This is a genomic window from Streptomyces sp. NPDC031340 (genome assembly GCF_055569945.1).
On record NZ_JBVIIE010000001.1, the window covers coordinates 59039 to 83520 of the forward strand.

Here is a 24482-nt window from a genome sequence, read left to right on the forward strand (position 1 = left end):
AATCATGCTCCTTGGGCATGGGACGAAGTCTCTGCGGCCGGGCTCGAAGAGGAACGCACTTCGCTGCTCGAAGACAGATTCTCCACGGTGGCCGTTTCGGCGGCGGAGGACCCGCCCCTGCGTGCACGCCAGGCGTCACGCAGCATCTCGTGCCATCGCGGGCGCTTACGCGGCGGAACATGGTCCACACCGCCCAGCGACCACGGATTGCACCGCAGGATGCGCCAGGCCGTGAGCGCCGTGCCCTTGATCGCGCCGTGCCGGTCGATGGCTGTGTACCCGTAGTGCGAACACGACGGGTAGTACTTGCACACCGGTCCGAGCAACGGACTGATGGTCCACTGGTACAGCTTGATCAGAGCCAGCAGCGGGTACTTCATCGCGCGCCCCCTCCCAGCAGCCGCTCCACGGCGGCATCCAGGTCTCGGGCCAGCTGTGCATGGTCGGCGTCGCCCGATCCGGGCAGCGCTCGTACGACTACCAGGCTACCGGGGGGAAACAGAGCGACTCGGTCACGCATCAGATGACGCAGTCTGCGCTTCACCTTGTTGCGCACGACCGCGCCGCCCACGGCCTTGCTCACGACGAAACCCGCACGTGTCGGGGGAGCGTTCTCCCCAGGCACGTGCGGGTCCGTGGCACCGCTACGAAGGTGGACGACGAGGGTCGGGCGGCCAGCCCGGCGACCTCGCCGCACCGCGGTCGCGAAGTCCTCGCGCCGCCTCAGCCGGTTCTCGGTGGGCAGCACGACGTCATGACCTGACCGGGATCAGGCGGACAGACGGGCGCGACCCTTGCTACGGCGGGACGCGAGAATCGCGCGGCCGGCACGGGTGCGCATACGCAGCCGGAAGCCGTGGGTCTTCGCGCGACGACGGTTGTTCGGCTGGAAGGTGCGCTTGCTCACTCGGGGGCTCCAGAGATAAATCGGTGGTTGCGGGGTGCCGTCCTGGCTGTCACCGTGCGCCCACGAGTAGCTCGCAGTGACGCCCGAGTGCACCGCTTACCGATCACCTGAAGCGATCTGTGCCCATCGGAGGCAGGCGGCAGCAGCCATCGACAACTCGACCTGGTTACGGTACGCGCGGCTGCGCCATCCGGTCAAACCAGAGCCCACCGAGGCACACTGTCCACAGGCTGGGGACAACAACTTGAACCGCACCCGCCGCCCTGACTACCGTGACTGGACTCCGATTCGTTCCCTTGTCCCCTCTGAGCCGGCTGATCCGGCTGATCCGGCTCCACCCCAGTTGAATCCCGACCCGTCCCACAACCACACGTTCGTGGGACTCGTGAGAGAGCGTGCCCTGTGGCTGACGTACCTGCCGATCTTGCCGCAGTGTGGCCACGAGTACTGGAGCAGCTCCTCGGGGAAGGCCGCGGGCAGGGGGTCGAAACGAAGGACGAGCACTGGATCCGCCGCTGCCAGCCCCTCGCGCTGGTCGCGGACACCGCCCTGCTCGCCGTACCGAACGAATTCGCGAAGGGCGTACTCGAAGGCCGCCTCGCCCCCGTCGTCAGCGAGACCCTGAGCCGCGAGTGCGGCCGCCCGATCCGCATCGCCATCACCGTCGACGACTCCGCGGGCGAGCCTCCCGCCCCGCCCGCGCGCCCTCAGCCGCGCTATGAGGAGCCCGAACTCCCCGCCACGCAGTACGAGGGCTACGGCCGCCACCGCGCCGACGACCACCGCACCGGCCGCCCCGAGCAGCACCACGGCGCCCCCGGCGACCGGCTGCCCACGCCCCGGCCCGCCTACCCGGGCGAGTACCAGCGCCCCGAACCCGGCAGCTGGCCCCGCCCCGCGCAGGACGAGTACGGCTGGCAGCAGCAGCGCCTCGGGTTCCCCGACCGCGATCCCTACGCCTCCCCCTCCCAGGACACGTACGCGTCGTCGCCGCAGGACGCCTACGGCCGCCCGTCCCAGGACTACCGCCCGCAGTCCATGGAGCGCCCCGCCTACGAAGGCCAGCGCCCGGACTACGACCAGGCGCGGCCCGACTACGACCAGCGCGACGCCCGCCGGGACCGGTCCGAGTCACCGTCCGCCGCTGGTCCGGCGCACCGCGGCGGGCCCGCGGGTCCCGCGGGTCCCGCGGGCTCCGGCGGACCGGCCACCCGCTCGCCCGGCTCTCCCGGCTCGCTCGCCGCGCAGTCCGCGCCGGCCGCCGGCACCGGCGAGCCGACCGCCCGTCTGAACCCCAAGTACCTCTTCGACACCTTCGTCATCGGTGCTTCCAACCGTTTCGCGCACGCGGCCGCAGTCGCCGTCGCCGAGGCACCCGCGAAGGCATACAACCCGCTCTTCATCTACGGCGAGTCCGGACTGGGCAAGACCCACCTGCTGCACGCCATCGGGCACTACGCGCGCAGCCTGTACCCCGGCACGCGCGTGCGGTACGTGAGCTCGGAGGAGTTCACCAACGAGTTCATCAACTCCATCCGCGACGGCAAGGGCGACAGCTTCCGCAAGCGTTACCGCGAGATGGACATCCTGCTCGTCGACGACATCCAGTTCCTCGCGGACAAGGAGTCGACGCAGGAGGAGTTCTTCCACACCTTCAACACCCTGCACAACGCCAACAAGCAGATCGTGCTCTCCAGCGACCGGCCGCCCAAGCAGCTGGTCACGCTGGAGGACCGCCTGCGGAACCGCTTCGAGTGGGGTCTGATCACCGACGTCCAGCCGCCCGAGCTGGAGACGCGCATCGCGATCCTGCGCAAGAAGGCGGTCCAGGAGCAGCTCAACGCCCCGCCGGAGGTGCTGGAGTTCATCGCCTCGCGGATCTCCCGGAACATCCGCGAGCTGGAGGGCGCGCTGATCCGGGTGACGGCGTTCGCGTCGCTCAACCGGCAGCCGGTCGACCTCGGCCTGACCGAGATCGTCCTCAAGGACCTCATCCCCGGCGGTGAGGACTCGGCGCCCGAGATCACCTCCACGGCCATCATGAGCGCGACCGCGGACTACTTCGGCCTCACCGTCGAGGACCTGTGCGGCACCTCGCGCGGGCGGGCGCTGGTGACGGCCCGCCAGATCGCCATGTACCTGTGCCGCGAGCTCACGGACCTGTCGCTGCCGAAGATCGGCGCGCTGTTCGGCGGCCGCGACCACACGACGGTGATGCACGCCGACCGCAAGATCCGCAATCTGATGGCGGAGCGGCGCTCCATCTACAACCAGGTCACCGAGCTGACCAACCGCATCAAGAACGGCTGACGCGGTCGGCCGTACCGCCGCCGAGGGCGCCCCGGGACGAGGTCCCGGGGCGCCCTTCGCCGTTCCGCCCGCCGGTCCAGGAGAGTGCCCCGCCGGGCTCGGAGGAGCGTCCAGCCGGGCTCGGAGGAGCGTCCAGCCGGGCTCGGAGGAGCGTCCCGCCGGGCTCAGAGGAGCGTCCAGCCGGCCCGCAAGCGAGTGTCAGGCCGGACCGGGAGCGGGCGTCCGGCCGGTCCGCGACGGAGTGGCCGGCCGGTCCGGGACCGCACGTGTGGCCAGCCGCTGTTCGATTACCTGCCTGGTTACGGCCTCCCTCCACAGATCGGCCGACTTTCTGCCGTCCACATCCTGGGGACCGCGAAGTTGTCCAGATCGTTTCCACAAGGGGCCCGGCCGGTGGATCATCGAAGCAGCTCAGGTGGCTGTGGATCCGTGGACGAAGGATCTCCACAGGCTGTGGACGGAGCGGCGATCCACAACCTGTGCACAGAGTTGTCCACCGGCAACCCACAGGCCCGGACCGGTTGTCCCCAGTGCAGAGCGGGTTCTCCACATGCCTGTCCACTGTTCGGCAACGCGGAGCGGCCCGTCACCGGGCGGAGTGAAAGGCGTCACATGAAGGTGCCGGATTCGGCTGTGGGCAACGGGGGTAAAACTGGGGACGGTCCTGGGGAGAACTCGCCCCGGCCTGTGCATGGGATGTGCAGAACTTTCCGTTCTCCACAGAGACGGTCCGTTGTCCACCGGTGTCGCCCACAGGGCCCGTGGACAAAATCTCCGGTCTGAGCTGGGCAGACGGGGTTATCCACCGTTTCCACAGGCCCTACTACTACTCCTGACCATAGAGAGCCGGGAATTCGTTTCGAAGCGGGTCCTGTGCACAACTCGCCGTCCGGCCTCCGGCTGCCCCTCGTCACGACTTGACCCCGAGCGGCACCTACTGTCAGTGCCGTGCGTCAGACTGTTCCCGGTGTCCTTGCCCTCACCGGGGCCCGGTCACACCGAGACAGACGACGAAGCCAGGCAGGCCGAGAAGCGCCGGCAACAGCAGGAGGCGGCAACAGTGAAGATCCGGGTGGAACGCGACGTACTCGCGGAGGCAGTGGCCTGGGCGGCCCGCAGCCTCCCGGCCCGTCCGCCGGCGCCTGTCCTCGCCGGCCTTCTGCTGAAGGCCGAGGACGGTCAGCTCAGCCTCTCCAGCTTCGACTACGAGGTCTCCGCACGCGTGAGCGTCGAGACGGAGGTCGAGGAGGAGGGCACGGTCCTCGTCTCCGGCCGCCTGCTCGCGGACATCTGCCGCGCCCTGCCGAACCGGCCGGTGGAGATCTCCACAGACGGTGTACGGGCGACGGTGGTCTGCGGGTCCTCGCGGTTCACCCTTCACACACTGCCTGTGGAGGAGTACCCGGCGCTGCCGCAGATGCCGAACGCGACGGGCACCGTCCCCGGTGAGGTCTTCGCCTCCGCGGCCGCGCAGGTCGCCATCGCCGCCGGCCGTGACGACACGCTGCCCGTGCTCACCGGTGTGCGCATCGAGATCGAGGGCGACACGGTCACCCTGGCCTCCACCGACCGCTACCGCTTCGCGGTCCGTGAGTTCCTGTGGAAGCCGGAGAACCCGGACGCGTCCGCGGTGGCCCTGGTGCCCGCCAAGACGCTCCTGGACACCGCCAAGGCGCTCACGAGCGGCGACAGCGTGACGCTGGCGCTGTCCGGCTCGGGCGCGGGCGAGGGCCTGATCGGTTTCGAGGGCGCCGGACGGCGGACGACGACGCGTCTGCTGGAGGGCGACCTGCCGAAGTACCGCACGCTGTTCCCGACGGAGTTCAACAGCATCGCCGTCATCGAGACCGCCCCGTTCGTCGAGGCCGTCAAGCGTGTGGCCCTGGTCGCCGAGCGGAACACCCCGGTGCGGCTCAGCTTCGAGCAGGGTGTGCTGATCCTGGAGGCGGGCTCCAGCGACGACGCACAGGCTGTGGAGCGCGTGGACGCGCACCTGGAGGGCGACGACATCTCCATCGCCTTCAACCCGACGTTCCTGCTGGACGGCCTGAGCGCCATCGACTCCCCGGTGGCCCAGCTGTCGTTCACCACCTCGACCAAGCCGGCGCTGCTCAGCGGCAAGCCGGCGGTGGACGCGGAGGCGGACGAGGCCTACAAGTACCTGATCATGCCGGTCCGCCTCAGCGGCTGATCGCGTCCGTCAGGGAATCCGCAGGTCGGGCGTACGTTTGAGCGCGTATGCCCACAAGTGTGCGTAAGCGTCCGGGTTTAGGCTGTTCGAGCTCGGACGCGGGTACGAACGTGCCCCACATGCCACACGCAACCTAAGGAACACCTGATGGAGCTCGGTCTCGTCGGCCTCGGCAAGATGGGCGGCAACATGCGCGAGCGGATACGCCGCGCGGGCCACACCGTCGTCGGATACGACCGCAACCCGGACCTCGCCGACGTCCACAGCCTGCGCGAACTTGTGGACAAGCTGGTGGGTCCGCGCGTGGTGTGGGTGATGGTCCCGGCCGGTGCGCCCACCCAGTCGACCATCGACGAGCTCGCCGAGCTGCTGGAGCCGGGTGACGTCGTGGTGGACGGCGGGAACTCGCGCTGGACGGACGACGAGCGGCACGCCGAGGAGCTGGCCGCCAAGGGCATCGGCTTCGTCGACTGCGGCGTCTCCGGCGGCGTCTGGGGTCTGCAGAACGGCTACGCGCTGATGTACGGCGGGGACGCCGAGCACGTCGCCAGGGTCCAGCCGGTCTTCGACGCGCTCAAGCCCGAGGGCGACCTCGGCGCCGTACACGCCGGCAAGGTCGGTGCGGGCCACTTCGCGAAGATGGTCCACAACGGCATCGAGTACGCGATGATGCAGGCCTACGCCGAGGGCTGGGAGCTGCTGGAGAAGGTCGACTCGGTCACGGACGTGCGCGAGGTGTTCCGCTCCTGGCAGGAGGGCACGGTGATCCGTTCCTGGCTGCTGGATCTCGCGGTGAACGCGCTCGACGAGGACGAGCACCTGGACCGGCTGAAGGGTGTCGCCCAGGACTCGGGTGAGGGACGCTGGACGGTGGAGGCCGCGATCGACCACGCGGTTCCGCTGCCGGCGATCACCGCGTCGCTGTTCGCGCGGTTCTCCTCCCGGCAGGAGGACTCGCCGCAGATGAAGATGGTCGCCGCGCTGCGGAATCAGTTCGGCGGGCACGCGGTCGAGAAGAAGTAGTCCACACAAGTCCACACCCTGGGGACGCGGGCCGCCCGGTGTCCTCCGGGGCGGGCCGGGCCGTCCACAGCCCGGGGAAAAGTCAGCACGGCGGCGGCTCCCGGACGGGGCCGCCCACCACGTTGGGGAGGTCGGCGAACGACCATGCACGTCACGCATCTGTCGCTGGCCGACTTCCGCTCGTACGCCCGGGCCGAGGTCCCGCTGGAGCCGGGCGTGACCGCGTTCGTCGGCCCGAACGGGCAGGGCAAGACCAACCTGGTCGAGGCGGTCGGCTACCTCGCCACCCTCGGCAGCCACCGGGTGTCGTCGGACGCCCCTCTGGTGCGCGTGGGCGCCGACCGGGCGGTGATCCGGGCGCAGGTCAGGCAGGGCGAGCGGCAGCAGCTGGTGGAGCTGGAGCTGAACCCGGGCCGGGCCAACCGCGCTCGCGTCAACCGGTCCTCGCAGGGCAGGCCGCGGGACGTGCTGGGCATCGTGCGGACCGTGCTGTTCGCGCCGGAGGACCTCGCGCTGGTCAAGGGCGACCCCTCCGAGCGGCGCCGCTTCCTCGACGAGCTGGTCACCTCGCGTTCCCCGCGGATGGCCGGGGTGCGCTCCGACTACGAGCGGGTTCTCAAGCAGCGCAACACCCTGCTGAAGTCGGCCGCGCTGGCCCGGCGGCACGGCGGGCGTTCCATGGATCTGTCCACCCTCGACATCTGGGACCAGCACCTGGCGCGCGCGGGCGCGGAGCTGCTGGCCCAGCGGCTCGACCTGATCGCGGCGCTGCAGCCGCTCGCGGACAAGGCGTACGAGCAGCTGGCGCCGGGCGGTGGCCCGGTCGTGCTGGAGTACCGGCCGTCGGCCCCCGGTGAGGCGCACACGCGGGAAGACCTGTTCGAGCAGCTGACCGCGGCGTTGGCCGAGGCGCGCAAGCAGGAGATCGAGCGCGGGGTGACCCTGGTGGGGCCGCACCGGGACGACGTGCAGCTCAAGCTCGGTCAGCTGCCGGCCAAGGGGTACGCCTCGCACGGTGAGTCGTGGTCGTTCGCGCTGGCGTTGCGGCTGGCGTCGTACGACCTGCTGCGGGCCGAGGGCAACGAGCCGGTGCTGGTGCTCGACGACGTGTTCGCCGAGCTGGACGCCCGTCGCCGGGAGCGGCTGGCGGAGCTGGTGGCGCCCGGTGAGCAGGTGCTGGTGACGGCTGCGGTGGACGACGACGTGCCGCACGTGCTGGCGGGGGCGCGGTTCGCGGTGTCGGGCGGGACGGTGGAGCGCGTATGAGCACCGGGCAGGAGTCCCAGCCGGAGAAACGGCCGGAGAAGCGGCCGGAGCCGTCCGGGGTGGATCTGGCGCGGGTGGCGTTGCGGGCGGCCCGGGAGCAGGCACGCGCGCGCGGGGACGCCACGCGGCAGCGGAAGCAGGCACGGCGGGGCGGTCTGCGGTCCGGCGCCCGTGCCGACGGCCGCGATCCGATGGCACTGGGCGCCGCCATCAACCGGCTGATCACCGAGCGCGGGTGGGAGGCGCCGGCCGCGGTGGGCGGGGTGATGGGGCGCTGGCCGCAGATCGTGGGCGAGGACGTCGCCAAGCACTGTGTGCCGGAGCGCTACGACGAGGACGAGCGGGTCCTGGTCGTGCGGTGCGACTCCACGGCATGGGCGACGAACCTGCGGCTGCTGGCCCCGACGCTGGTGGCGCGTCTGAACGAGGATCTCGGGCACGGCAGGGTGCGGGTGATCAAGGTGCTGGGGCCCGGCGGACCCGTCCGCCGCCATGGTCCGCTGCGCGCTCCGGGCAGTACCGGACCGGGTGACACCTACGGGTGACGGACTTCACAACGGACCTCACAGCACGGGCCGACGGCTGCCTGGTCGCGGGGCCGGACGCGGTCGCGAACCGATCCGCGCGCCGGGGCTGACTTCCACGTAGCCATGGGTTGACGGCCGGAAGCGCTGAGTGCCGTTGTGAGCGTCTTGGAGCCCCGCTCCGTATATGGGGACCCGGCCAAGACCGGTTGAGGGCGGCACATGCGGACTCAGGTACCGGCAAACCCCCATCACTGTCGGCGCTACCGGTAGACTGGAAGACAATCCCGCCCCAGCCGTGGGGACCGTCCGGGAAAAGCTGAGCAACGCTGATCTAGGGCTTACCAACGCAACATGCCGCAGCCGCTCCGGCGACCCTCCCCCAGCGGGGGAAACCCCAGGAGCCTGGCTCGTGCTGTGCCAGAAAGGGCGCTTCGTGGCCGATTCCGGCAACCCCAACGAGAACATCCCGTCCACCGACGCCGGCGAGCACGACGCGGTGACCTCGTCGAACGGCGAGGTCACCGCCTCGTACGACGCCAGCGCCATCACCGTCCTCGAGGGTCTGGACGCGGTCCGCAAGCGACCCGGTATGTACATCGGCTCCACCGGCGAGCGCGGACTGCACCACCTCGTGTACGAGGTCGTCGACAACTCGGTCGACGAGGCGCTGGCCGGTTACGCGGACACCATCGACGTGACGATCCTCCCCGACGGCGGCGTACGCGTCGTCGACAACGGCCGTGGCATCCCGGTGGGCATCGTCCCGTCGGAGGGCAAGCCGGCCGTAGAGGTCGTGCTCACCGTGCTGCACGCGGGCGGCAAGTTCGGCGGCGGCGGTTACGCGGTGTCCGGCGGTCTGCACGGCGTGGGCGTCTCCGTCGTGAACGCGCTCTCCTCGAAGGTCGCCGTCGAGGTGCGGACCGACGGGTACCGGTGGACGCAGGACTACAAGATGGGCGTCCCGACGGCGCCGCTCGCGCGCCAGGAGGCCACGGAGGAGACCGGCACGTCGGTCACCTTCTGGGCGGACGCGGACATCTTCGAGACGACCGAGTACTCCTTCGAGACGCTGTCGCGGCGCTTCCAGGAGATGGCGTTCCTCAACAAGGGCCTGACGATCAGGCTCACCGACGAGCGTGAGTCGGCGAAGGCGGTCACGGGCGCGGACGAGGCCGGCGCGGACGTCAAGGACGAGGTCAAGTCGGTCACGTACCACTACGAGGGCGGCATCTCGGACTTCGTGCGCTACCTCAACTCGCGCAAGGGCGAGGTGGTGCACCCGACCATCATCGACCTGGAGGCGGAGGACAAGGACAAGCACCTGTCCCTCGAGGTCGCGATGCAGTGGAACAGCGGCTACAGCGAGGGCGTGTACTCCTTCGCGAACATCATCCACACGCACGAGGGCGGCACGCACGAAGAGGGCTTCCGCGCCGCGCTGACCAACCTGATCAACAAGTACGCGCGCGACAAGAAGCTGCTGCGGGAGAAGGACGACAACCTCACGGGCGACGACATCCGCGAGGGTCTGACGGCGATCATCTCGGTCAAGCTGAGCGAGCCGCAGTTCGAGGGCCAGACGAAGACGAAGCTGGGCAACACGGAGGCGAAGACCTTCGTGCAGAAGGCGGTCTACGAGCACCTCAACGACTGGCTGGACCGCAACCCGAACGAGGCCGCGGACATCGTCCGCAAGGGCATCCAGGCGGCCACCGCGCGCGTGGCGGCCCGAAAGGCGCGTGACCTGACGCGCCGCAAGGGCCTGCTGGAGTCGGCGTCGCTGCCGGGCAAGCTGGCCGACTGCCAGTCGAACGACCCGGTCAAGTGCGAGATCTTCATCGTCGAGGGTGACTCCGCCGGCGGCTCGGCCAAGTCCGGCCGCAACCCGCAGTACCAGGCGATCCTCCCGATCCGCGGCAAGATCCTCAACGTCGAGAAGGCCAGGATCGACAAGATCCTGCAGAACCAGGAGATCCAGGCGCTGATCTCCGCCTTCGGCACGGGCGTGCACGAGGACTTCGACATCGAGAAGCTCCGCTATCACAAGATCATCCTGATGGCGGACGCCGACGTCGACGGCCAGCACATCAGCACCCTGCTGCTGACCTTCCTGTTCCGCTTCATGCGGCCGCTGGTCGAGGCCGGGCACGTGTACCTCTCCCGTCCCCCGCTCTACAAGATCAAGTGGGGCCGGGACGACATCGAGTACGCGTACTCCGACCGCGAGCGCGACGCGCTGATCGAGATGGGCCGGCAGCGCGGCAAGCGGGTCCGCGAGGACTCGATCCAGCGCTTCAAGGGCCTCGGCGAGATGAACGCCGAGGAACTGCGTGTGACCACGATGGACCAGGAGCACCGGGTCCTCGGCCAGGTCACCCTCGACGACGCCGCTCAGGCCGACGACCTGTTCTCGGTCCTGATGGGCGAGGACGTCGAGGCGCGCCGCCAGTTCATCCAGCGCAACGCCAAGGACGTCCGCTTCCTCGACATCTGAGTCGGTCTCAGCTGACCGCACCAGGAAGGATCTTCACCAGCAATGGCCGACGAGAACACTCCCGTGACGCCCGCGGAGGGCGGCGAAGTCGCGATGCGCGTCGAGCCCGTCGGGCTCGAGACGGAGATGCAGCGCTCGTACCTGGACTACGCGATGTCCGTCATCGTGTCCCGTGCGCTGCCCGACGTCCGTGACGGACTCAAGCCCGTCCACCGCCGCGTGCTGTACGCCATGTACGACGGCGGCTACCGCCCCGAGCGCGGCTTCTACAAGTGCGCCCGCGTCGTCGGCGACGTCATGGGCAACTACCACCCGCACGGTGACTCATCGATCTACGACGCGCTGGTGCGCCTGGCGCAGCCGTGGTCGATGCGGATGCCGCTGGTGGACTCCAACGGAAACTTCGGCTCTCCGGGCAACGACCCGGCGGCGGCGATGCGCTACACCGAGTGCAAGATGGCGCCGCTGTCGATGGAGATGGTCCGTGACATCGACGAGGACACCGTCGACTTCACGGACAACTACGACGGCCGCTCCCAGGAGCCGACCGTCCTGCCGTCCCGTTTCCCGAACCTGCTGATCAACGGTTCGGCCGGTATCGCGGTCGGCATGGCGACGAACATCCCGCCGCACAACCTGCGCGAGGTCGCGGCCGGGGCCCAGTGGTACCTGGAGAACCCGGAGGCGTCCCACGAGGAACTTCTGGACGCCCTGATCGAGCGGATCAAGGGCCCGGACTTCCCGACCGGCGCGCTGGTGGTGGGCCGCAAGGGCATCGAGGAGGCGTACCGCACCGGCCGCGGCTCGATCACCATGCGCGCGGTGGTCGCGGTGGAGGAGATCCAGAACCGCCAGTGCCTGGTGGTCACCGAGCTGCCGTACCAGGTGAACCCCGACAACCTGGCGCAGAAGATCGCCGACCTGGTGAAGGACGGCAAGGTCGGCGGCATCGCGGACGTCCGGGACGAGACGAGCTCCCGCACCGGCCAGCGTCTGGTGATCGTGCTGAAGCGGGACGCGGTCGCCAAGGTCGTCCTGAACAACCTGTACAAGCACACCGACCTGCAGACGAACTTCGGCGCCAACATGCTGGCGCTGGTCGACGGGGTGCCGCGCACGCTGTCGCTGGACGCGTTCATCCGGCACTGGGTGACGCACCAGATCGAGGTCGTCGTCCGCCGGACGCGTTTCCGGCTGCGCAAGGCCGAGGAGCGGGCGCACATCCTGCGCGGTCTGCTGAAGGCGCTGGACGCCATCGACGAGGTCATCGCGCTGATCCGGCGCAGTGAGACCGTCGAGATCGCGCGCGGCGGCCTGATGGAGCTGCTGGAGATCGACGAGATCCAGGCGAACGCGATCCTGGAGATGCAGCTTCGCCGGCTGGCCGCCCTGGAGCGCCAGAAGATCGTCCAGGAGCACGACGAGCTCCAGGCGAAGATCAACGAGTACAACCAGATCCTCGCCTCGCCGGTCCGTCAGCGCGGCATCGTCAGCGAGGAGCTGGCCGCGATCGTCGAGAAGTTCGGCGACGACCGCAAGACCATGCTGGTGCCCTACGACGGCGACATGTCCATCGAGGACCTGATCGCCGAAGAGGACATCGTGGTCACCGTCTCGCGCAGCGGGTACGTCAAGCGCACGAAGACGGACGACTACCGGGCGCAGAAGCGCGGCGGCAAGGGCGTGCGCGGCACGAAGCTGAAGGAAGACGACATCGTCGACCACTTCTTCGTCTCCACCACGCACCACTGGCTGCTGTTCTTCACCGACAAGGGCCGGGTGTACCGGGCGAAGGCGTACGAGCTTCCGGACGCCGGCCGTGACGCGCGCGGGCAGCACGTGGCGAACCTGCTGGCGTTCCAGCCGGACGAGACGATCGCGGAGATCCTCGCGATCCGCGACTACGAGGCGGCGCCGTACCTGGTGCTGGCCACGAAGGCGGGTCTGGTGAAGAAGACGCCGCTGAAGGATTACGATTCGCCTCGTTCCGGCGGCGTGATCGCGATCAACCTGCGGGAGCGGGAGGACGGTTCCGACGACCAGCTGATCGGAGCCGAACTCGTGTCGGCCGACGACGATCTGCTGCTGATCAGCAAGAAGGCCCAGTCGATCAGGTTCACCGCCTCTGATGACACACTGCGTCCGATGGGCCGTGCCACCTCGGGTGTCAAGGGCATGAGTTTCCGCGAGGGGGACGAGCTCCTCTCGATGAATGTTGTTCGACCCGGTACGTTCGTGTTCACTGCCACAGACGGTGGGTACGCGAAGCGGACCGCCGTCGACGAGTACCGCGTCCAGGGTCGCGGCGGCCTCGGTATCAAGGCTGCCAAGATCGTCGAGGACCGCGGCTCGCTCGTCGGCGCGCTGGTGGTCGAGGAGAGCGACGAGATCCTCGCCATCACACTGGGTGGGGGTGTGATTCGTACGCGAGTCAGTGAGGTCAGGGAGACGGGCCGTGACACCATGGGCGTCCAACTGATCAACCTGGGCAAGCGCGATGCCGTGGTCGGCATCGCACGTAACGCCGAGGCTGGGCGCGAGGCGGAAGAGGTCGACGGCGACATCGCCGTGGACGAGACCGCCGAGGACGCCGCTGCCGCCGGCACGGACGAGGGTGAGTCGCCCTCGGCCGAGTAGGACGAGGAGAGAGTCATCGTGAGCGGAGCCACGGGCGCCGGATCGACCGGTACCTCCACTGGTACAGGAGCCGACGGCGGCGGCCGTGGCTCCGCCGCGCGTGCGACCGATCCGCACACGACCCAACTGCGCAGGATCGACAGCGGCGCGACCGCGCCGTCTCCGTCGGACGCGCAGGGAACTCAGGGGGGAACTGTGCCGGAGACCCGCGGCCCGCGGGCCCAGCAGTACGCGGCCGGCGCGGGCGCGGCCGCCTCGGGCGGTCAGCAAGCGCGGCAGACGGCCTCCGCGCTGCCCGGTGAGCGGCAGCCGGAGCAGCCTGCCGGGCCCTATCACCCACCGCAGGCCTACCCGGCGCCGGAGGCGGCTTCGGCCGCGGCCGGTGCGGTGCGCCGGCCGCGCACCGGGGCGCGCACGACGCCGCGCGTACGCAAGGCGCGGCTGCGTGTGGCCAAGGCGGATCCGTGGTCGGTCATGAAGGTCAGCTTCCTGCTGTCCATCGCGCTGGGCATCTGCACCATCGTGGCGTCCGCCGTGCTGTGGATGGTCATGGACGCCATGGGAGTCTTCTCGACGGTCGGCGGCACGATCTCCGAGGCGACCGGCTCCAACGAGTCCAACGGCTTCGACCTGCAGTCGTTCCTGTCGCTGCCGCACGTCCTGATGTTCTCGTCGATCATCGCCGTCATCGACGTCGTCCTCGCGACGGCCCTGGGGACACTGGGGGCGTTCATCTACAACCTCTCGGCGGGCTTCGTCGGGGGCGTCGAGCTGACGCTGGCGGAGGACGAGTAGCGGCCTCCGGCTTATCGATTTTGGGACTGCGCACGTCGTGCGCTAATCTTCAGGAGTCAGCGCGCGGGACACACACCGCAGAGCGCGGCGGGGCTATAGCTCAGTTGGTTAGAGCGCATCCCTGATAAGGATGAGGCCACAGGTTCAAATCCTGTTAGCCCCACAGCTGAAGATCCGACAGGCGGGCGTTTCCCATACGGGGGGCGCCCGTTCTTCGTTGTCCGGTCAGCGCGGGGCGCCGGCGGCGGGGGCTTGCGCGGCGGGTACCGCGGCCGCCTGCGCGTGCGTACCGGGGTCCGTGCGGTCCGTACGGGTTTCGGTGCCGGTGTCCGTGCCGGTTTCCGGTTCGGCGCCCGGAGCCGTGTCCGTGCGGGCGTCCGTGAGCGGGCGGTGGCGGCAGCTGGGGGACGAGCCGTGGGCCTCGGCGTGGATGCGCTGCTTCATCGTGGGAGGCAGGGCCCTGACCAAGGACCGGCCCCAGCCGGACGGCATCGCCGCCGCCGACACGGGCGCGGGCACCGGGGCGGTCGTGTTGCGGCCCGCCTCGGACTGCGGTACGGCAGCGGCGGCGTTCGTGGTGACGAGTCCGAGCGCCGAGCACAGCGCGAGGAAGGCGGTGACGATGGCGGTCCACAGCGTCATGACCTTGTTCCGGGCCATGTCCCCTCACTTTCGGGTTGGGCGATTTGCGTACTTTCCTCATGATGTGTATGGGGCTCGCGAAGTGGCGGACCGACGCCCGTGGCGCCTCGATCTTCGGATGAACACCACCCGGATGGGTGCAAGGCGGGAGAAAAGCGGACGAGAAGGTTCTAAATGACCGTCCGTGCGGGTGTGATCACCCTCTGATCAGGGCGCTGTTGCTCCGCTCGTACTGCGTTGAGGGGGCCGGAAGTTGGGGGCCCACGCAGGTCACCGATCGGTCTCGGCCGGTGTGTATAGTCGGGCGCCAGAGGTCCCCTACGTCAAGGAAAGACGAGGTCGCGCGGTGAAGAAGCTTCTCCTGGTCGCACTGGCCGCCATCGGCGGGCTCCTCGTGTACCGCCAGATCCAGGCGGATCGCGCCGAGCAGGATCTGTGGACGGAGGCGACTGACTCCGTGCCCACGGGTTCGTGAGTACCGACATCCCAGTCTGAATGCAGACCCCGGCCGCGTCGCGGTCGGGGTTTTGTGTCGCACGGGCGTTTCGGACGGGGGTACGGAATGCACGGGTGACGCGCCGCCGCGCGGGGCAGGATGGGCCACGGTTCCGCGGTCCGGCGACGGCGAGGGGTGGCGCGTGATGGGGCGGCGTACGGCGTGGTGGCGCGCGAGGGGACGGCGCGGTCGTCCGTCGCCGCGCGCGTGCGGGGCGGCCGTGGGCGCGGTACTGTGCGCGGCGGCGCTGCCCGGCCCGGCCGCGGCGGCCGCCACCCCCAGCTCCGGAGCCCCCTCCTACGGCTCCGGAACCGCCTCCTACGCCTTCGCCGAGGACGCGCGGACCGTGACCGGCGCGTCCGGCACCACCGACGCCCCGCTGCTCGAACCCGGCCGGACGTACCGCAGCTCGCTGTCCAGCGGCGCCAAGGCCTACTACCGCATGGAACTCGACGCCGTTTCGAACGCGTACGTCTCCGCCACCGCCGTCCCCCGGCCCGGCAGCGTCCTGTCCACCTCCGACGGCATCCGGGTGTCGGTGCAGAGCGCCGACAGCCGCTCCTGCTCGCGGGAGAGCGTGACCTTCGGCGCCGCGCACAGCCCGCACCCGATCACCGCCTGGGGCGCGCGGACCACCTCGCCCGCCGACCCCGTGTGCGGGGGCGCCGGCCCGTACTACGTCGTCGTCGAGCGGGTCGACGCGGCGGACTCCTCGCCCGGCGCCTGGGACCTCGAACTCGCCGCCGCGACCGAGCCGGGCCTGACGCGGACCGGCACCACCAGCGCCCCCGAGGTCTGGGACTCCGCCTCGCCCGCACCGCTCACCGGCCGGGCGCAGCGGCGGCAGGGCGGCGCGGGCTTCAGCCGCGCGGTCCCGGTCGAGCAGGGCGTGTGGCACGCCTCCGTCAGTCCCGGGCAGACGCTGTTCTACAAGGTGCCCGTCGACTGGGGCCGGCAGCTGTCCGCCACCGCCGAACTGGGCAGTTCGACCGGCGGCAGGGGCTTCGCGGTCGGTGCCCTCTCCCTGGCGCTGCACAACCCTGTGCGCGCCCGCGTCGAGGACACGGGCGTCGGGTACGACGGACGTCAGCGGACGGCCACTCTCGCTCCCGTGCCGCCGGTCGAGTACGCCAACCGGTACGCGGTGACCGACCGGGTGAACGGGATGCGTTTCGCCGGCTCGTACTACCTCGTGGTGCACCTCGCCGAGTCGGTGGCCGAGGACTTCGGCGACGGGCCGTTCGGGCTGACCCTGCGGGTGCGGGTCGCGGGCACGGCGCACGACGGTCCCGGGTACGCCGGGCGCTCCGTACCGCGGGACGCCTTCCAGGTCACGGCGGCGGACCGGCAGGCCGCGGCGGACGGCGGGGCGGCGGGGGACGACACGGCGATGAAGGCCCTCGCCGCGGGGGGCATCGGCGCGGGGACGCTGGTGCTCGTGGTGCTGGGCGTGTGGACGGCTTCGGCCCGGCGCGGGGCCGGGGCGCGTATGCGGGTGCGGTAGGGCTGCCGCCCCGGGCAGTCGAGGGCGCGCAGGGGGTGGGCAGACCGCGGGTCAGAGGCGGGTCAGGGCCCAGAAGCCGACGGCGTAGCAGACCAGCGCCAACAGCAGGAGCGGGACGGCCACCCGGGCGGGCGGGCCGGGGCGGCGTGCCCTGCGGGCGGCGCGGTGGCTCGGGCGCGGGGCCTGCCGGGCCACGGGCGTCGCGTGCGGTTCCTGGGCGGTGTAGGCGGCGGTCACGGCGTCGACTCGCTGCGGCGGCGCGGGGGGCCGGGGGGAGCGCAGTACGTGCGTGGGGTCGTGGGGGGAGACGGGGGCGGGCTCGGGCCACGGGGCCGCCGCCGGGTGGGGCTGCGGTGGTGCGGGGAGCGGCCGGTGAGGTGTTCGGGGGGAGGGGGTGACGGTGTCCTGCGGCGGCGGCAGGCGGAAGCTGCCGGTGTCGGACATGGAGGATCCGGTGGATCCGGTGGATCCGGTGGATCCGGTGGAACCGGTGGAACCGGTGGAACCGGTCGATGCGGTGGGTGCGGCAAGCCCGGTCGGTCCGGTGGGCGCGCTCGGCGTGGTCGGCCCGGCCGGCGTGGCTGGTCCGGTGGGCCCGGTGGGCCCGCTCGGCCCGGTCGGGCGGCGGGGGTCGGCGGGCGGGGCCTCGGGAGGGGTGGGGGCGGCCGGTGTCGCCGACGGCTCGGCCGGGCCGGTTGCGGGGGCGGGGACGGGGGTCGCCGTCCCGGTCGCGGTGGTGTCGGTGGCCGCCACGCCGGACGCGGGCTTCAGGGGGCCTTCGGGGGCGAACCCGGTCGGCAGCGGGCCGAGTTGGTCGAAGATCTCGATCAGCTCGTCGTCCGGGCCGGGTTCCGGCAGGAGTTCGACGGCGGAGGCGAGGGCCTTGCGTGCCCCCGTGGCGGTGCGGAAGCGGGCCTGCGGGTCCGGCTGCAGCAGGGTGGCGATGACCTCCCACAGCGGCTCGGGGATGCCCTTGGGCGCGCCCGGCGTCCCGTGCTCCGCGAAGTACTGCACGAGCGCCTTGGCGTCCGGCTTGGCGCCCTCCAGGAGATAGAGGGCGACCAGGCCCACGGCGAACAGGTCGGCGGGGAAGTCCGGTTCGGCGCCCATCATCTGTTCGGGCGCCAGGTAACCGGGTGTGCCCACCACGAGGTTGGTCTCCGTCAGGCGGGGCTCGCCCAGCCGCATCGCGATGCCGAAGTCGGACAGCCGCAGGCGTGGACGGCCGGTGCCGGTGGCCTCCAGCAGCACGTTGGCGGGCTTGATGTCGCGGTGCACGACGCCTTCGGCGTGCACCGCGGCCAGACCGGACAGGAGCTGGTCGAGCAGGGTGCAGACGAAGGCCGGCGGCAGCGGGCCGTAGTCCCCGACGAGATGGACCAGCGAACCGCCGGCGACGAGATCCATGGTGAACAGGACCTTGTCGTCGTCGGCCGCCCAGCTGGCCGGGGCGAGCACGTGCGGGTGGTCGATGCGCAAGGCCTGCTCGCGCACGAACCGCAGCAGGGAGTGGGCGTCGCGCTGCTGCAGCACCTTGGCCGCCACGTAGCGGCGGCGGCGGTGGTCCCAGGCGCGCCAGACGGCGCCGACCCCGCCACGCCCGATCGGGTCGACCAGTTCGTACCGGCCGGCGAAGACCTCACCCATGGCGGTGCGTCGCTCCTCCCCCTGCGGTCATCCCCCCTTCACCCCCCTCACCCCTTGCCTCCCCCGCGGCGAGCGAGACGACTCCCCTTCGTCTCGCCCTCGTTCCCCCTGTGTCCCTCGTCTCCCCCGTCTCGTGCTTCTCCGCGGTCGTCGGCCCGGCTGCCGAACCCCCTTCGGTGACCGGGCCGCTGGGTCAGCTCTGGTGGGACTGGTAGTGCGCGACGGCGTCGGAGGTGCGCCCGGCGCCGTACACCCGCAGGAACTCGGCGAGTTCGGGGTGGGTCGGGGCGAGGCTGTCCGCGGCGTCGATTATGTCGCCGGCGGCGGCCACCGAGCGCAGCAGGGACTGGATCTCGCGGACCACCCGCTTGACCGTCGGCGCTCCCGAACCGGTCGTCGTGGTCGTGGTGTTGCTGAGCACCGAGCCCCCCTGGGACTTCTTGATCTCGTCCATGCGCTCGGTGGCTTCGGCGGCGCTGACGCTGCCGTCGGCGACCTGCCCGGCCAGGTCCTGCAGCAGCTGCACCCGCTGCACGACCGCCGGGTTGCCGATCTTCGCCCGCTGGCCGCTCATCAGCTGTGACAGCATCGGAGCGGACAGTCCCAGTACCCCCGCGAGACGAGCCTGGTTGAGGCCAAGATCGTCGATGAGCTTACGGAAGAGCGCCCCCAGCGGCTCCCCGTACCAGTTCCGCTGCAGTTCCCGCGCTCTCGCGGTCGCTTCCTGCTGTGCGGCGTCCATTGCGTCTCCCCATCGCTTCCCCAAGTACGGTGGTTCGCTGTAGCGAACCACGCCGAGCATCTTACGGAGAGTGGTCGCCCGCGGGGACCCCCAATCTTTTTGCGGGATCCCGGGGGTGACCCGGTACTCTGGTCTCCGGCGCCTGCCGGTGGGAGGTTCTTCCGGACGGTCGCCTGTTGTCGCGGGGCCTTAGCTCAGTTGGTAGAGCGCTGTCTTTGCATGGCAGATGTCAGGGGTTCGACTCCCCTAGGCTCCACACAGAAACCCCTCCACCTGCGTAAACGCGGGTGGAGGGGCTTTTCGTGCGCCCTGTCAGGGATGGTGGACGGCGGCCGAGACGACGTGGTCGGCGATGACCGCCGACATGACGGTCAGCGCGGACGGCAGGCCGTACGCCGGGCGCAGGCGGTGCGCGGCGGCGGCGTCCGGGCTCCAGGCCAGGGCCACCGCGCGGAAGGACAGACGGGGCTGCAGCGGGGGCGGGGCCGCCTTGTACGCCGCCTCCTTGGCGGAGAACAGCGTCAGCACCGCCCGCTGCGGGGGCGCCGGGGAGCGGGTGATGACGGTCAGTTCGCCGGGGCGGGCGATCAGGTGGCGGGCGCGGTACAGGGCGGGGGCGGAGGCGAGCGGCTCGATGTCGAGGCCGATGCGCGGGCCCGGTCCGGGCGCGGCCGTCACCACGCACACCGCCGTGGTCCCGCTGTGGCTCAGGGAGCCGTGCACGCCCGGTGGCCAGTCCGGCGCACCGGTCGCCGTCCGGGCCGGCCAGTGGCCGCGCCCGGTCGCCGCCGTCAGCGCGCGGTGCGCGGCGAGACGCCCCGCAGCGAACTCCGCGCGGCGGCGCGCGCCCGCGCCGGAAAGCCGCAGGCGGGCGGGGAGTTCGTCGTGGTCGTACTCGCCGACGCGCGCGATGCCGACGCTCACCGGCAGCGGCGCGAACAGCGCGGACACCGACTCGGGTGCGTGCGGCGCGGTGGCGAGGGCGTCCGCCGGGTCGGCCGTCCGCGCCTTCACGTCCTCGCGTCCCACGTCCTCGCGTCCCACGCCGTCGTGCCCCACGCCGTCGTGCCGCACGGCGTAGCGGGCGTCGGGGGCCTCATCGTGCGGTGGTCTTCGCCGTCTCGGCGAGGTGGTCCTCGAAGGTGCCCCGGCCGACCGCGTGGGAGGCGGTCAGGTGGCCGCCCTCGCGGAAGGCGCGGAACGTCCTGCCGGGCAGCCGCAGGCCGACGACCTTCCGGCTGCGGCCCTGGGCGCGGAGATAGACGCGGGCCAGCTCGGTCGCCTCCCGCACCTGCGGGCCGCCCATGTCCGCCACCCGCCCCGAGGGCGCGCCGAGGGCCAGCTCGGCCAGCCGGTCGGCGACCTCGGCGGCGGAGATGGTCTGGTAGGAGAACGCCGGGGCGAGCATCAGGGGGAGCTTGGAGGTGCCGTCGAAGATGGCGCGGACGAAGTCGTGGAACTGGGTGGCGCGCAGGATCGTGTACGGGATGCCGCTGTTCTCGACGAGCCGCTCGCACTCCTGCTTGCCCTTGAAGTAGCTGAACGGCACCCGGTCGCAGCCGACGATGGAGATGTACACCAGGTGCCGGGTGCCGGCCTCCCGGGCGGCCGCGAGCAGCTTGCCGGTGGCGGCGACGTCCTTCTTGCCGTTGCTGGACGTCGCGCAGTGCACGACCGTGCCGGCGCCGCGGACCGCCTCGGCGACGCCCGTGCCGGACAGCAGGTCGCCGACCGCCCACTCGCGGCCGGCCGGCGCCGGATCCGCGGGCGGCGTGTGGCGGCTGAGCACCCGCACCGTGTGCCCGGCCGCCAGCAGACGGGCGACCACGAGGCGTCCGAGCGTGCCGGTGCCCCCGGTCACGAGAATGGTTTCGTCCACGACATTCCCCTTTGCCGATGTCTGCCGATGTCTGCCGATGCCTGTCCGTGCCGGTGCCGGTGCCGGCGGCGTGGTCGCGGAGCGCGGCCACTCCGGGAGCATGCCCGCGCGGGCCGGCGCGGGCCAGGGCGGAAAAGGAATGTGTCAGGTCGGGCAGCCGGTTCCGGCCGGGCGCCGGGATTACCCGGACGCGGTATTTCCCGGAAGCGGTGAATAGGAGGCCGGAGGGACCTGACATATTTCCCGCCGAGAACCTGACGAACTCCCTTGCCCGCAGCCGCTGCACGGGGTCGTGTGGCGCACCATCGCTCCTGCCGGCTGCCGACCGAGGGCGGCTGCGGACGCGGGAGATTGATTGCCATCATGTCGCGCATCGAATTAATCCCCACCAAAGTCGGGGACCTTTTCGTCGAAGTGGTCGGAAGCGGGCCGCCGGTATTGCTGTGGCACAGCATGCTGGTGGACCGCACGCAGTGGAAGCGCATGGCCGACTCGCTGGCCGGCGAGCGGACCCTGGTCCTCGTCGACGGTCCCGGACACGGCCGCAGCGGCGCCCCGCCGGCCGGCTTCACGCTCGAGGACTGCGCCGACGCGGCCGGTGAGGTGCTCACCGCCCTCGGCGTCGACGCCGTCGACTGGCTGGGCAGCGCCTGGGGCGGCCACGTCGGCCTGGTGTTCGCCGCCCGGCACCCGCGGCGCTGCCTGAGCGTGGTCACCGTCGCCACGCCCGTCGCCCCGCTGGAGACCGCCGAGCGCGTCCAGACCCGCGTCCTGGCCGGCGTGTACGGCGCGCTCGGGCCGATCCGGCCGCTCGCGGACGGCGTCGCCGACGCGCTGCTGACCAGGCGGTCCAAGCGCACCGACCCGGAGGGCCGGCGGATCGTGCGGGACGCCTTCGTGCGGGCCGGACGCGTCGGCATGCACCGTTCCATGCACGCGATGATGCTGCGCCGGCCCGACATCGGCGGCCTGCTGCCCACCCTGACCGCGCCCGTGCTGGTCATCGCCGGCAGCGACGACCACATGTGGCCGCCCGAGGCCGCCGCGCGCTCCGCGGCCACCGTCCCGCGGGGCCGCTGCGCCGTCGTCGACGGCGCGCACCGGCTGCCCGCGCTGGAGCGGCCGGAGGCGGTCCTCACCCACGTGCGCGCGTTCTGGGCGCGCATCGGCAGCATCTCCGCCGCGAACTGAGCGGCGCGCGCAACGGCCGCGCGCAACGGCCGCGCGGAACGGCCGCGCGGAACGGCCGCGCGTAAAGAGAAGCCAGGAAAGAGAAGTCCCGGAAAGACGGAAAGGGAAGTCCCGGAAAGCCCCGGCACCCCGACAGCAGGGAGAAAAGAAATGTCCAACCCCGAGTTCGGTGTTCTCGACGTCCGATACAAGAACCACGAGGCCATCGCCCTCCCGGACGGCGGCGAGCTCTACTACGAGGAAAGCGGCGTCGGCGGCGACGGAACTCCGCTGACCTTCGTCAACAACTTCTACATCGTCAGCCCGATCTGGGGGAACTTCACCCAGGAGCTCGCCAAGGAATTCCGGCTGCTCAACTACGACCTGCGCAACCAGGGCGCCTCCACGCCCGGCCCGTCCCCGGCCTCCTTCGACGACCACGTCGAGGACCTGCGCCGGCTGCTCGACCACCGGGGCATCGAGCAGACGTACCTGGTCGCCACGTCGATCTCCACGCTGATCGCGCGCGAGTTCACCTACCGGTACCCGGAGCGGGTGGCCGGGCTGGTGCTGATCGGGCCGGCGTTCTCCCCCAACGGCAGCCTGCGCCGGATCCTGCTCAGCAAGCACTGGCTGGCGACGCTGGAGAGCGGCGGCACCACCGGCCTGTTCAACCTGCTCTACCCGCTGGTCTTCCCCGACCAGCTGGTGCACGCCGGCGGCACCGCGGCCTACCTGGCGCTGCGCGACAACTTCCTCGCGCTGCTGTCCAAGAGCTCCATCGCGGAGAACCTCAAGGCCTCCCTGGAGGTGGAGGACGACCCGGACAAGCTCGCGACCATCACCCAGCCCACGCTGATCATCAACGGCGACGGCGACTTCGCCTGGAGCCGCTCCGTCATCGAGGACGCCCTGGCGCGCATCCCGAACAGCCGCGAGGTCACCCTGCCCCGCGCCGGTCACGTGCCGTTCTTCGACGACCCGGCCGGCTTCCAGAAGGCCACCGCGGAGTTCGTCCGCGACTGCGAGGCCGCGCGGGCCGCCGAACGGCAGGGCGCCGCGGCCGCCGCGTGATCCGTCCCCGTCCTTGAAGGGAACCCCATGACCACACGCCTGATCACCGGAGCCACCGGGTTCGTCGGCGGAGCCGTCGTCCTGGAGCTGCTGGACCGCACCGACGACCACATCCACGCCCTGGTCCGGGGCGAGGACGCCGCCGACGCCCAGCGGCGCCTGCACGAGGCCCTGGTCTCCATGGCCCGCGGCTACGGCCGGGCCGACCTGGAGGACGCGATCGCCCGCCGGACGACGGCGATACGCGGCGACATCTCCCTGCCCGGCTGCGGTGTCGACCCGGCCGGGCTGCCCCGGGTCGACGAGCTGTGGCACTCCGCCGCCTCGCTGCGCTACGAGGAGGAGTACCGCGCCGAGATCGAGCGGCTCAACGTCGGCGGCACCCGCAACGTGCTGGACCTGGCCCGGACTTCGGGCGCCCGCACCTTCAACTACGTCAGCACCGCCTACGTGGCCGGCGCGCGCCGCGGCGTCGTGCCGGAGGGCCCGGTGACGGACGCGTCCCTCGCCAACAACTGCTACGAGGAGACGAAGATCCGTGCCGAGGCGCTGGTGCGGGAGGCGGCGGGCGACTTCGACCGGATCCGCGTCCTGCGGCCCACCGTCGTCATCGGCCACAGCCTGACCCGGCACGGCCTCAACTGGTCGGGGATGTACGGCTTCGCGCGCCAGGTGATGGTGTTCGAGAAGCTGGCCCGCCGCAAGGTCGGCACGCTCCTGGACCACGCCCGGATGCGCCTGATCGCCGAGCCGGACTGCCCGGTCAACCTGGTCCCGGTCGACATCGTGGCCCGCAACGCGGTGAGCATCGCCCTGTCGGACTCCCCGGAGACGTACTTCCACCTCGGCAACTCCGCCACCGCGCCGGCCGGCGAGGTGCTGGCGACCATCATGCGGCTGGTCGGGCTGCGCGAGCCGGAGTGGGTCACCGACCCGGACACCTTCACGGCCCTGGACGAACAGCTCGACAAGGGCATGGCGTTCTACGGCTCGTACGTCAAGAACGCCAAGAGGTTCGGCCTCTCCCACACGGAGGACGTCTGCGGCGCCGGCTCCTGCCACGCCCCGCTCGGCCCGGACGAGATCCAGGAGTACGTCCTCTACTACCTCCGCCGGCAGCCGACGTACGTCGAGAAGTCGGGCCCCACGCGCACTCTGCACCCGGTGGTGGCCTGACC

At 71.1% G+C, this 24482-nt stretch carries 21 protein-coding genes and 2 tRNA genes; 15 read left to right on the forward strand and 8 right to left on the reverse strand.

The annotated features are described in order from the left end of the window. Positions 1–2: 2 nt before the first annotated feature. Genes yidD through rpmH form a run of 3 tightly spaced genes read right to left on the reverse strand, consistent with a single transcriptional unit; the run spans position 3 to position 907 of the window. The gene (gene yidD / locus ACZ5GT_RS00250) at positions 3–380 is read right to left on the reverse strand and encodes a membrane protein insertion efficiency factor YidD (RefSeq protein WP_360753901.1); all 378 of its coding nucleotides are present in this window, start codon (positions 378–380) and stop codon (positions 3–5) included. Then, positions 377–748: a ribonuclease P protein component gene (gene rnpA / locus ACZ5GT_RS00255; protein ID WP_469011862.1), complete on the reverse strand. Its 372-nt coding sequence runs from the start codon at positions 746–748 to the stop codon at positions 377–379. The genes yidD and rnpA overlap by 4 nt, the downstream gene beginning before the upstream one ends. 21 nt (positions 749–769) lie before the next feature. Continuing rightward, positions 770–907 carry a 50S ribosomal protein L34 gene (rpmH, locus tag ACZ5GT_RS00260; RefSeq protein WP_003956500.1) on the reverse strand — a complete coding sequence of 46 codons (138 nt, stop codon included), beginning with the start codon at positions 905–907 and terminating at the stop codon, positions 770–772. A 402-nt stretch (positions 908–1309) separates the two neighbouring features. Here rpmH and dnaA point away from each other — a divergent pair, with 402 nt between their 5' ends. The 9 genes from dnaA (at position 1310) to ACZ5GT_RS00305 (ending at position 14313) form a co-directional block, all read left to right on the forward strand. After that, entirely contained in the window at positions 1310–3217 is a 1908-nt protein-coding gene (gene dnaA, locus ACZ5GT_RS00265; RefSeq protein ID WP_469011864.1) for a chromosomal replication initiator protein DnaA, read from the forward strand. Positions 3218–4277: 1060 nt separating this feature from the next. Next, positions 4278–5408, forward strand: coding sequence for a DNA polymerase III subunit beta (gene dnaN / locus ACZ5GT_RS00270; protein WP_351886362.1), 1131 nt, complete (start codon positions 4278–4280; stop codon positions 5406–5408). Between the two features lie 147 nt (positions 5409–5555). Beyond that, complete coding sequence (gnd, locus tag ACZ5GT_RS00275; RefSeq protein WP_469011867.1) at positions 5556–6431, forward strand: phosphogluconate dehydrogenase (NAD(+)-dependent, decarboxylating); 876 nt, start codon at positions 5556–5558, stop codon at positions 6429–6431. Between the two features lie 144 nt (positions 6432–6575). Then, positions 6576–7697 (forward strand): DNA replication/repair protein RecF, encoded by a 1122-nt coding sequence (recF, locus tag ACZ5GT_RS00280; RefSeq protein ID WP_469011869.1) that lies wholly within the window; start codon positions 6576–6578, stop codon positions 7695–7697. Beyond that, positions 7694–8242 carry a DciA family protein gene (locus ACZ5GT_RS00285; RefSeq protein WP_469011872.1) on the forward strand — a complete coding sequence of 183 codons (549 nt, stop codon included), beginning with the start codon at positions 7694–7696 and terminating at the stop codon, positions 8240–8242. Before recF ends, ACZ5GT_RS00285 begins: the two co-directional genes overlap by 4 nt. A gap of 415 nt (positions 8243–8657) precedes the next feature. After that, the gene (gyrB, locus tag ACZ5GT_RS00290) at positions 8658–10718 is read left to right on the forward strand and encodes a DNA topoisomerase (ATP-hydrolyzing) subunit B (RefSeq protein WP_469012394.1); all 2061 of its coding nucleotides are present in this window, start codon (positions 8658–8660) and stop codon (positions 10716–10718) included. A gap of 42 nt (positions 10719–10760) precedes the next feature. After that, positions 10761–13355, forward strand: coding sequence for a DNA gyrase subunit A (gene gyrA / locus ACZ5GT_RS00295; RefSeq protein ID WP_469011874.1), 2595 nt, complete (start codon positions 10761–10763; stop codon positions 13353–13355). A gap of 18 nt (positions 13356–13373) precedes the next feature. After that, positions 13374–14150, forward strand: a complete 777-nt coding sequence (locus ACZ5GT_RS00300) for a DUF3566 domain-containing protein (protein WP_469011876.1) — start codon at positions 13374–13376, stop codon at positions 14148–14150. Between the two features lie 89 nt (positions 14151–14239). Continuing rightward, positions 14240–14313 (forward strand) — tRNA-Ile (locus ACZ5GT_RS00305). 62 nt (positions 14314–14375) lie between these two features. On the opposite strand, the gene ACZ5GT_RS00310 is transcribed toward ACZ5GT_RS00305, so the two are convergent. Further along, positions 14376–14810, reverse strand: coding sequence for a DUF6344 domain-containing protein (locus ACZ5GT_RS00310; RefSeq protein ID WP_469011878.1), 435 nt, complete (start codon positions 14808–14810; stop codon positions 14376–14378). 328 nt (positions 14811–15138) lie between these two features. Here ACZ5GT_RS00310 and ACZ5GT_RS00315 point away from each other — a divergent pair, with 328 nt between their 5' ends. Continuing rightward, a complete protein-coding gene (locus ACZ5GT_RS00315; RefSeq protein ID WP_003999697.1) occupies positions 15139–15267 on the forward strand; it encodes a DLW-39 family protein in 129 nt (42 codons plus the stop codon). Positions 15268–15508: 241 nt separating this feature from the next. Continuing rightward, positions 15509–16792, forward strand: a complete 1284-nt coding sequence (locus ACZ5GT_RS00320) for a hypothetical protein (RefSeq protein WP_469011880.1) — start codon at positions 15509–15511, stop codon at positions 16790–16792. 51 nt (positions 16793–16843) lie between these two features. On the opposite strand, the gene ACZ5GT_RS00325 is transcribed toward ACZ5GT_RS00320, so the two are convergent. Beyond that, positions 16844–18439, reverse strand: a complete 1596-nt coding sequence (locus ACZ5GT_RS00325) for a serine/threonine-protein kinase (RefSeq protein ID WP_469011882.1) — start codon at positions 18437–18439, stop codon at positions 16844–16846. 193 nt (positions 18440–18632) lie between these two features. Then, complete coding sequence (locus tag ACZ5GT_RS00330) at positions 18633–19181, reverse strand: helix-turn-helix domain-containing protein (protein ID WP_469011884.1); 549 nt, start codon at positions 19179–19181, stop codon at positions 18633–18635. Between the two features lie 183 nt (positions 19182–19364). On the opposite strand from ACZ5GT_RS00330, the gene ACZ5GT_RS00335 reads away from it, so the two are divergent. After that, a tRNA-Ala gene (locus tag ACZ5GT_RS00335) sits at positions 19365–19437 on the forward strand. Positions 19438–19493: 56 nt separating this feature from the next. Here the strand turns inward: ACZ5GT_RS00335 and ACZ5GT_RS00340 are convergent. Continuing rightward, the gene (locus tag ACZ5GT_RS00340) at positions 19494–20225 is read right to left on the reverse strand and encodes a 4'-phosphopantetheinyl transferase family protein (protein ID WP_469011887.1); all 732 of its coding nucleotides are present in this window, start codon (positions 20223–20225) and stop codon (positions 19494–19496) included. Positions 20226–20277: 52 nt separating this feature from the next. Then, positions 20278–21060 (reverse strand): SDR family oxidoreductase, encoded by a 783-nt coding sequence (locus ACZ5GT_RS00345; RefSeq protein WP_469011891.1) that lies wholly within the window; start codon positions 21058–21060, stop codon positions 20278–20280. Between the two features lie 363 nt (positions 21061–21423). Here ACZ5GT_RS00345 and ACZ5GT_RS00350 point away from each other — a divergent pair, with 363 nt between their 5' ends. From ACZ5GT_RS00350 to ACZ5GT_RS00360, 3 genes are all read left to right on the forward strand, one after another. Next, entirely contained in the window at positions 21424–22251 is an 828-nt protein-coding gene (locus ACZ5GT_RS00350) for an alpha/beta fold hydrolase (RefSeq protein WP_469011895.1), read from the forward strand. 150 nt (positions 22252–22401) lie between these two features. Continuing rightward, positions 22402–23304: an alpha/beta fold hydrolase gene (locus tag ACZ5GT_RS00355; protein WP_469011897.1), complete on the forward strand. Its 903-nt coding sequence runs from the start codon at positions 22402–22404 to the stop codon at positions 23302–23304. Between the two features lie 27 nt (positions 23305–23331). Continuing rightward, on the forward strand, positions 23332–24480 hold the full coding sequence (locus tag ACZ5GT_RS00360; RefSeq protein ID WP_469011898.1) for an SDR family oxidoreductase: 1149 nt from the start codon (positions 23332–23334) through the stop codon (positions 24478–24480). The last annotated feature ends 2 nt before the right edge of the window (positions 24481–24482 follow it).

Coding starts and splice junctions, on each gene's coding strand:
- yidD (WP_360753901.1), bottom strand. CDS start 380: ATGAAGTACCCGCTGCTGGCTCTGATCAAGCTGTACCAGTGGACCATC.
- gnd (WP_469011867.1), top strand. CDS start 5,556: ATGGAGCTCGGTCTCGTCGGCCTCGGCAAGATGGGCGGCAACATGCGC.
- recF (WP_469011869.1), top strand. CDS start 6,576: ATGCACGTCACGCATCTGTCGCTGGCCGACTTCCGCTCGTACGCCCGG.
- ACZ5GT_RS00285 (WP_469011872.1), top strand. CDS start 7,694: ATGAGCACCGGGCAGGAGTCCCAGCCGGAGAAACGGCCGGAGAAGCGG.
- gyrA (WP_469011874.1), top strand. CDS start 10,761: ATGGCCGACGAGAACACTCCCGTGACGCCCGCGGAGGGCGGCGAAGTC.
- ACZ5GT_RS00310 (WP_469011878.1), bottom strand. CDS start 14,810: ATGGCCCGGAACAAGGTCATGACGCTGTGGACCGCCATCGTCACCGCC.
- ACZ5GT_RS00325 (WP_469011882.1), bottom strand. CDS start 18,439: ATGGGTGAGGTCTTCGCCGGCCGGTACGAACTGGTCGACCCGATCGGG.
- ACZ5GT_RS00330 (WP_469011884.1), bottom strand. CDS start 19,181: ATGGACGCCGCACAGCAGGAAGCGACCGCGAGAGCGCGGGAACTGCAG.
- ACZ5GT_RS00350 (WP_469011895.1), top strand. CDS start 21,424: ATGTCGCGCATCGAATTAATCCCCACCAAAGTCGGGGACCTTTTCGTC.
- ACZ5GT_RS00355 (WP_469011897.1), top strand. CDS start 22,402: ATGTCCAACCCCGAGTTCGGTGTTCTCGACGTCCGATACAAGAACCAC.
- ACZ5GT_RS00360 (WP_469011898.1), top strand. CDS start 23,332: ATGACCACACGCCTGATCACCGGAGCCACCGGGTTCGTCGGCGGAGCC.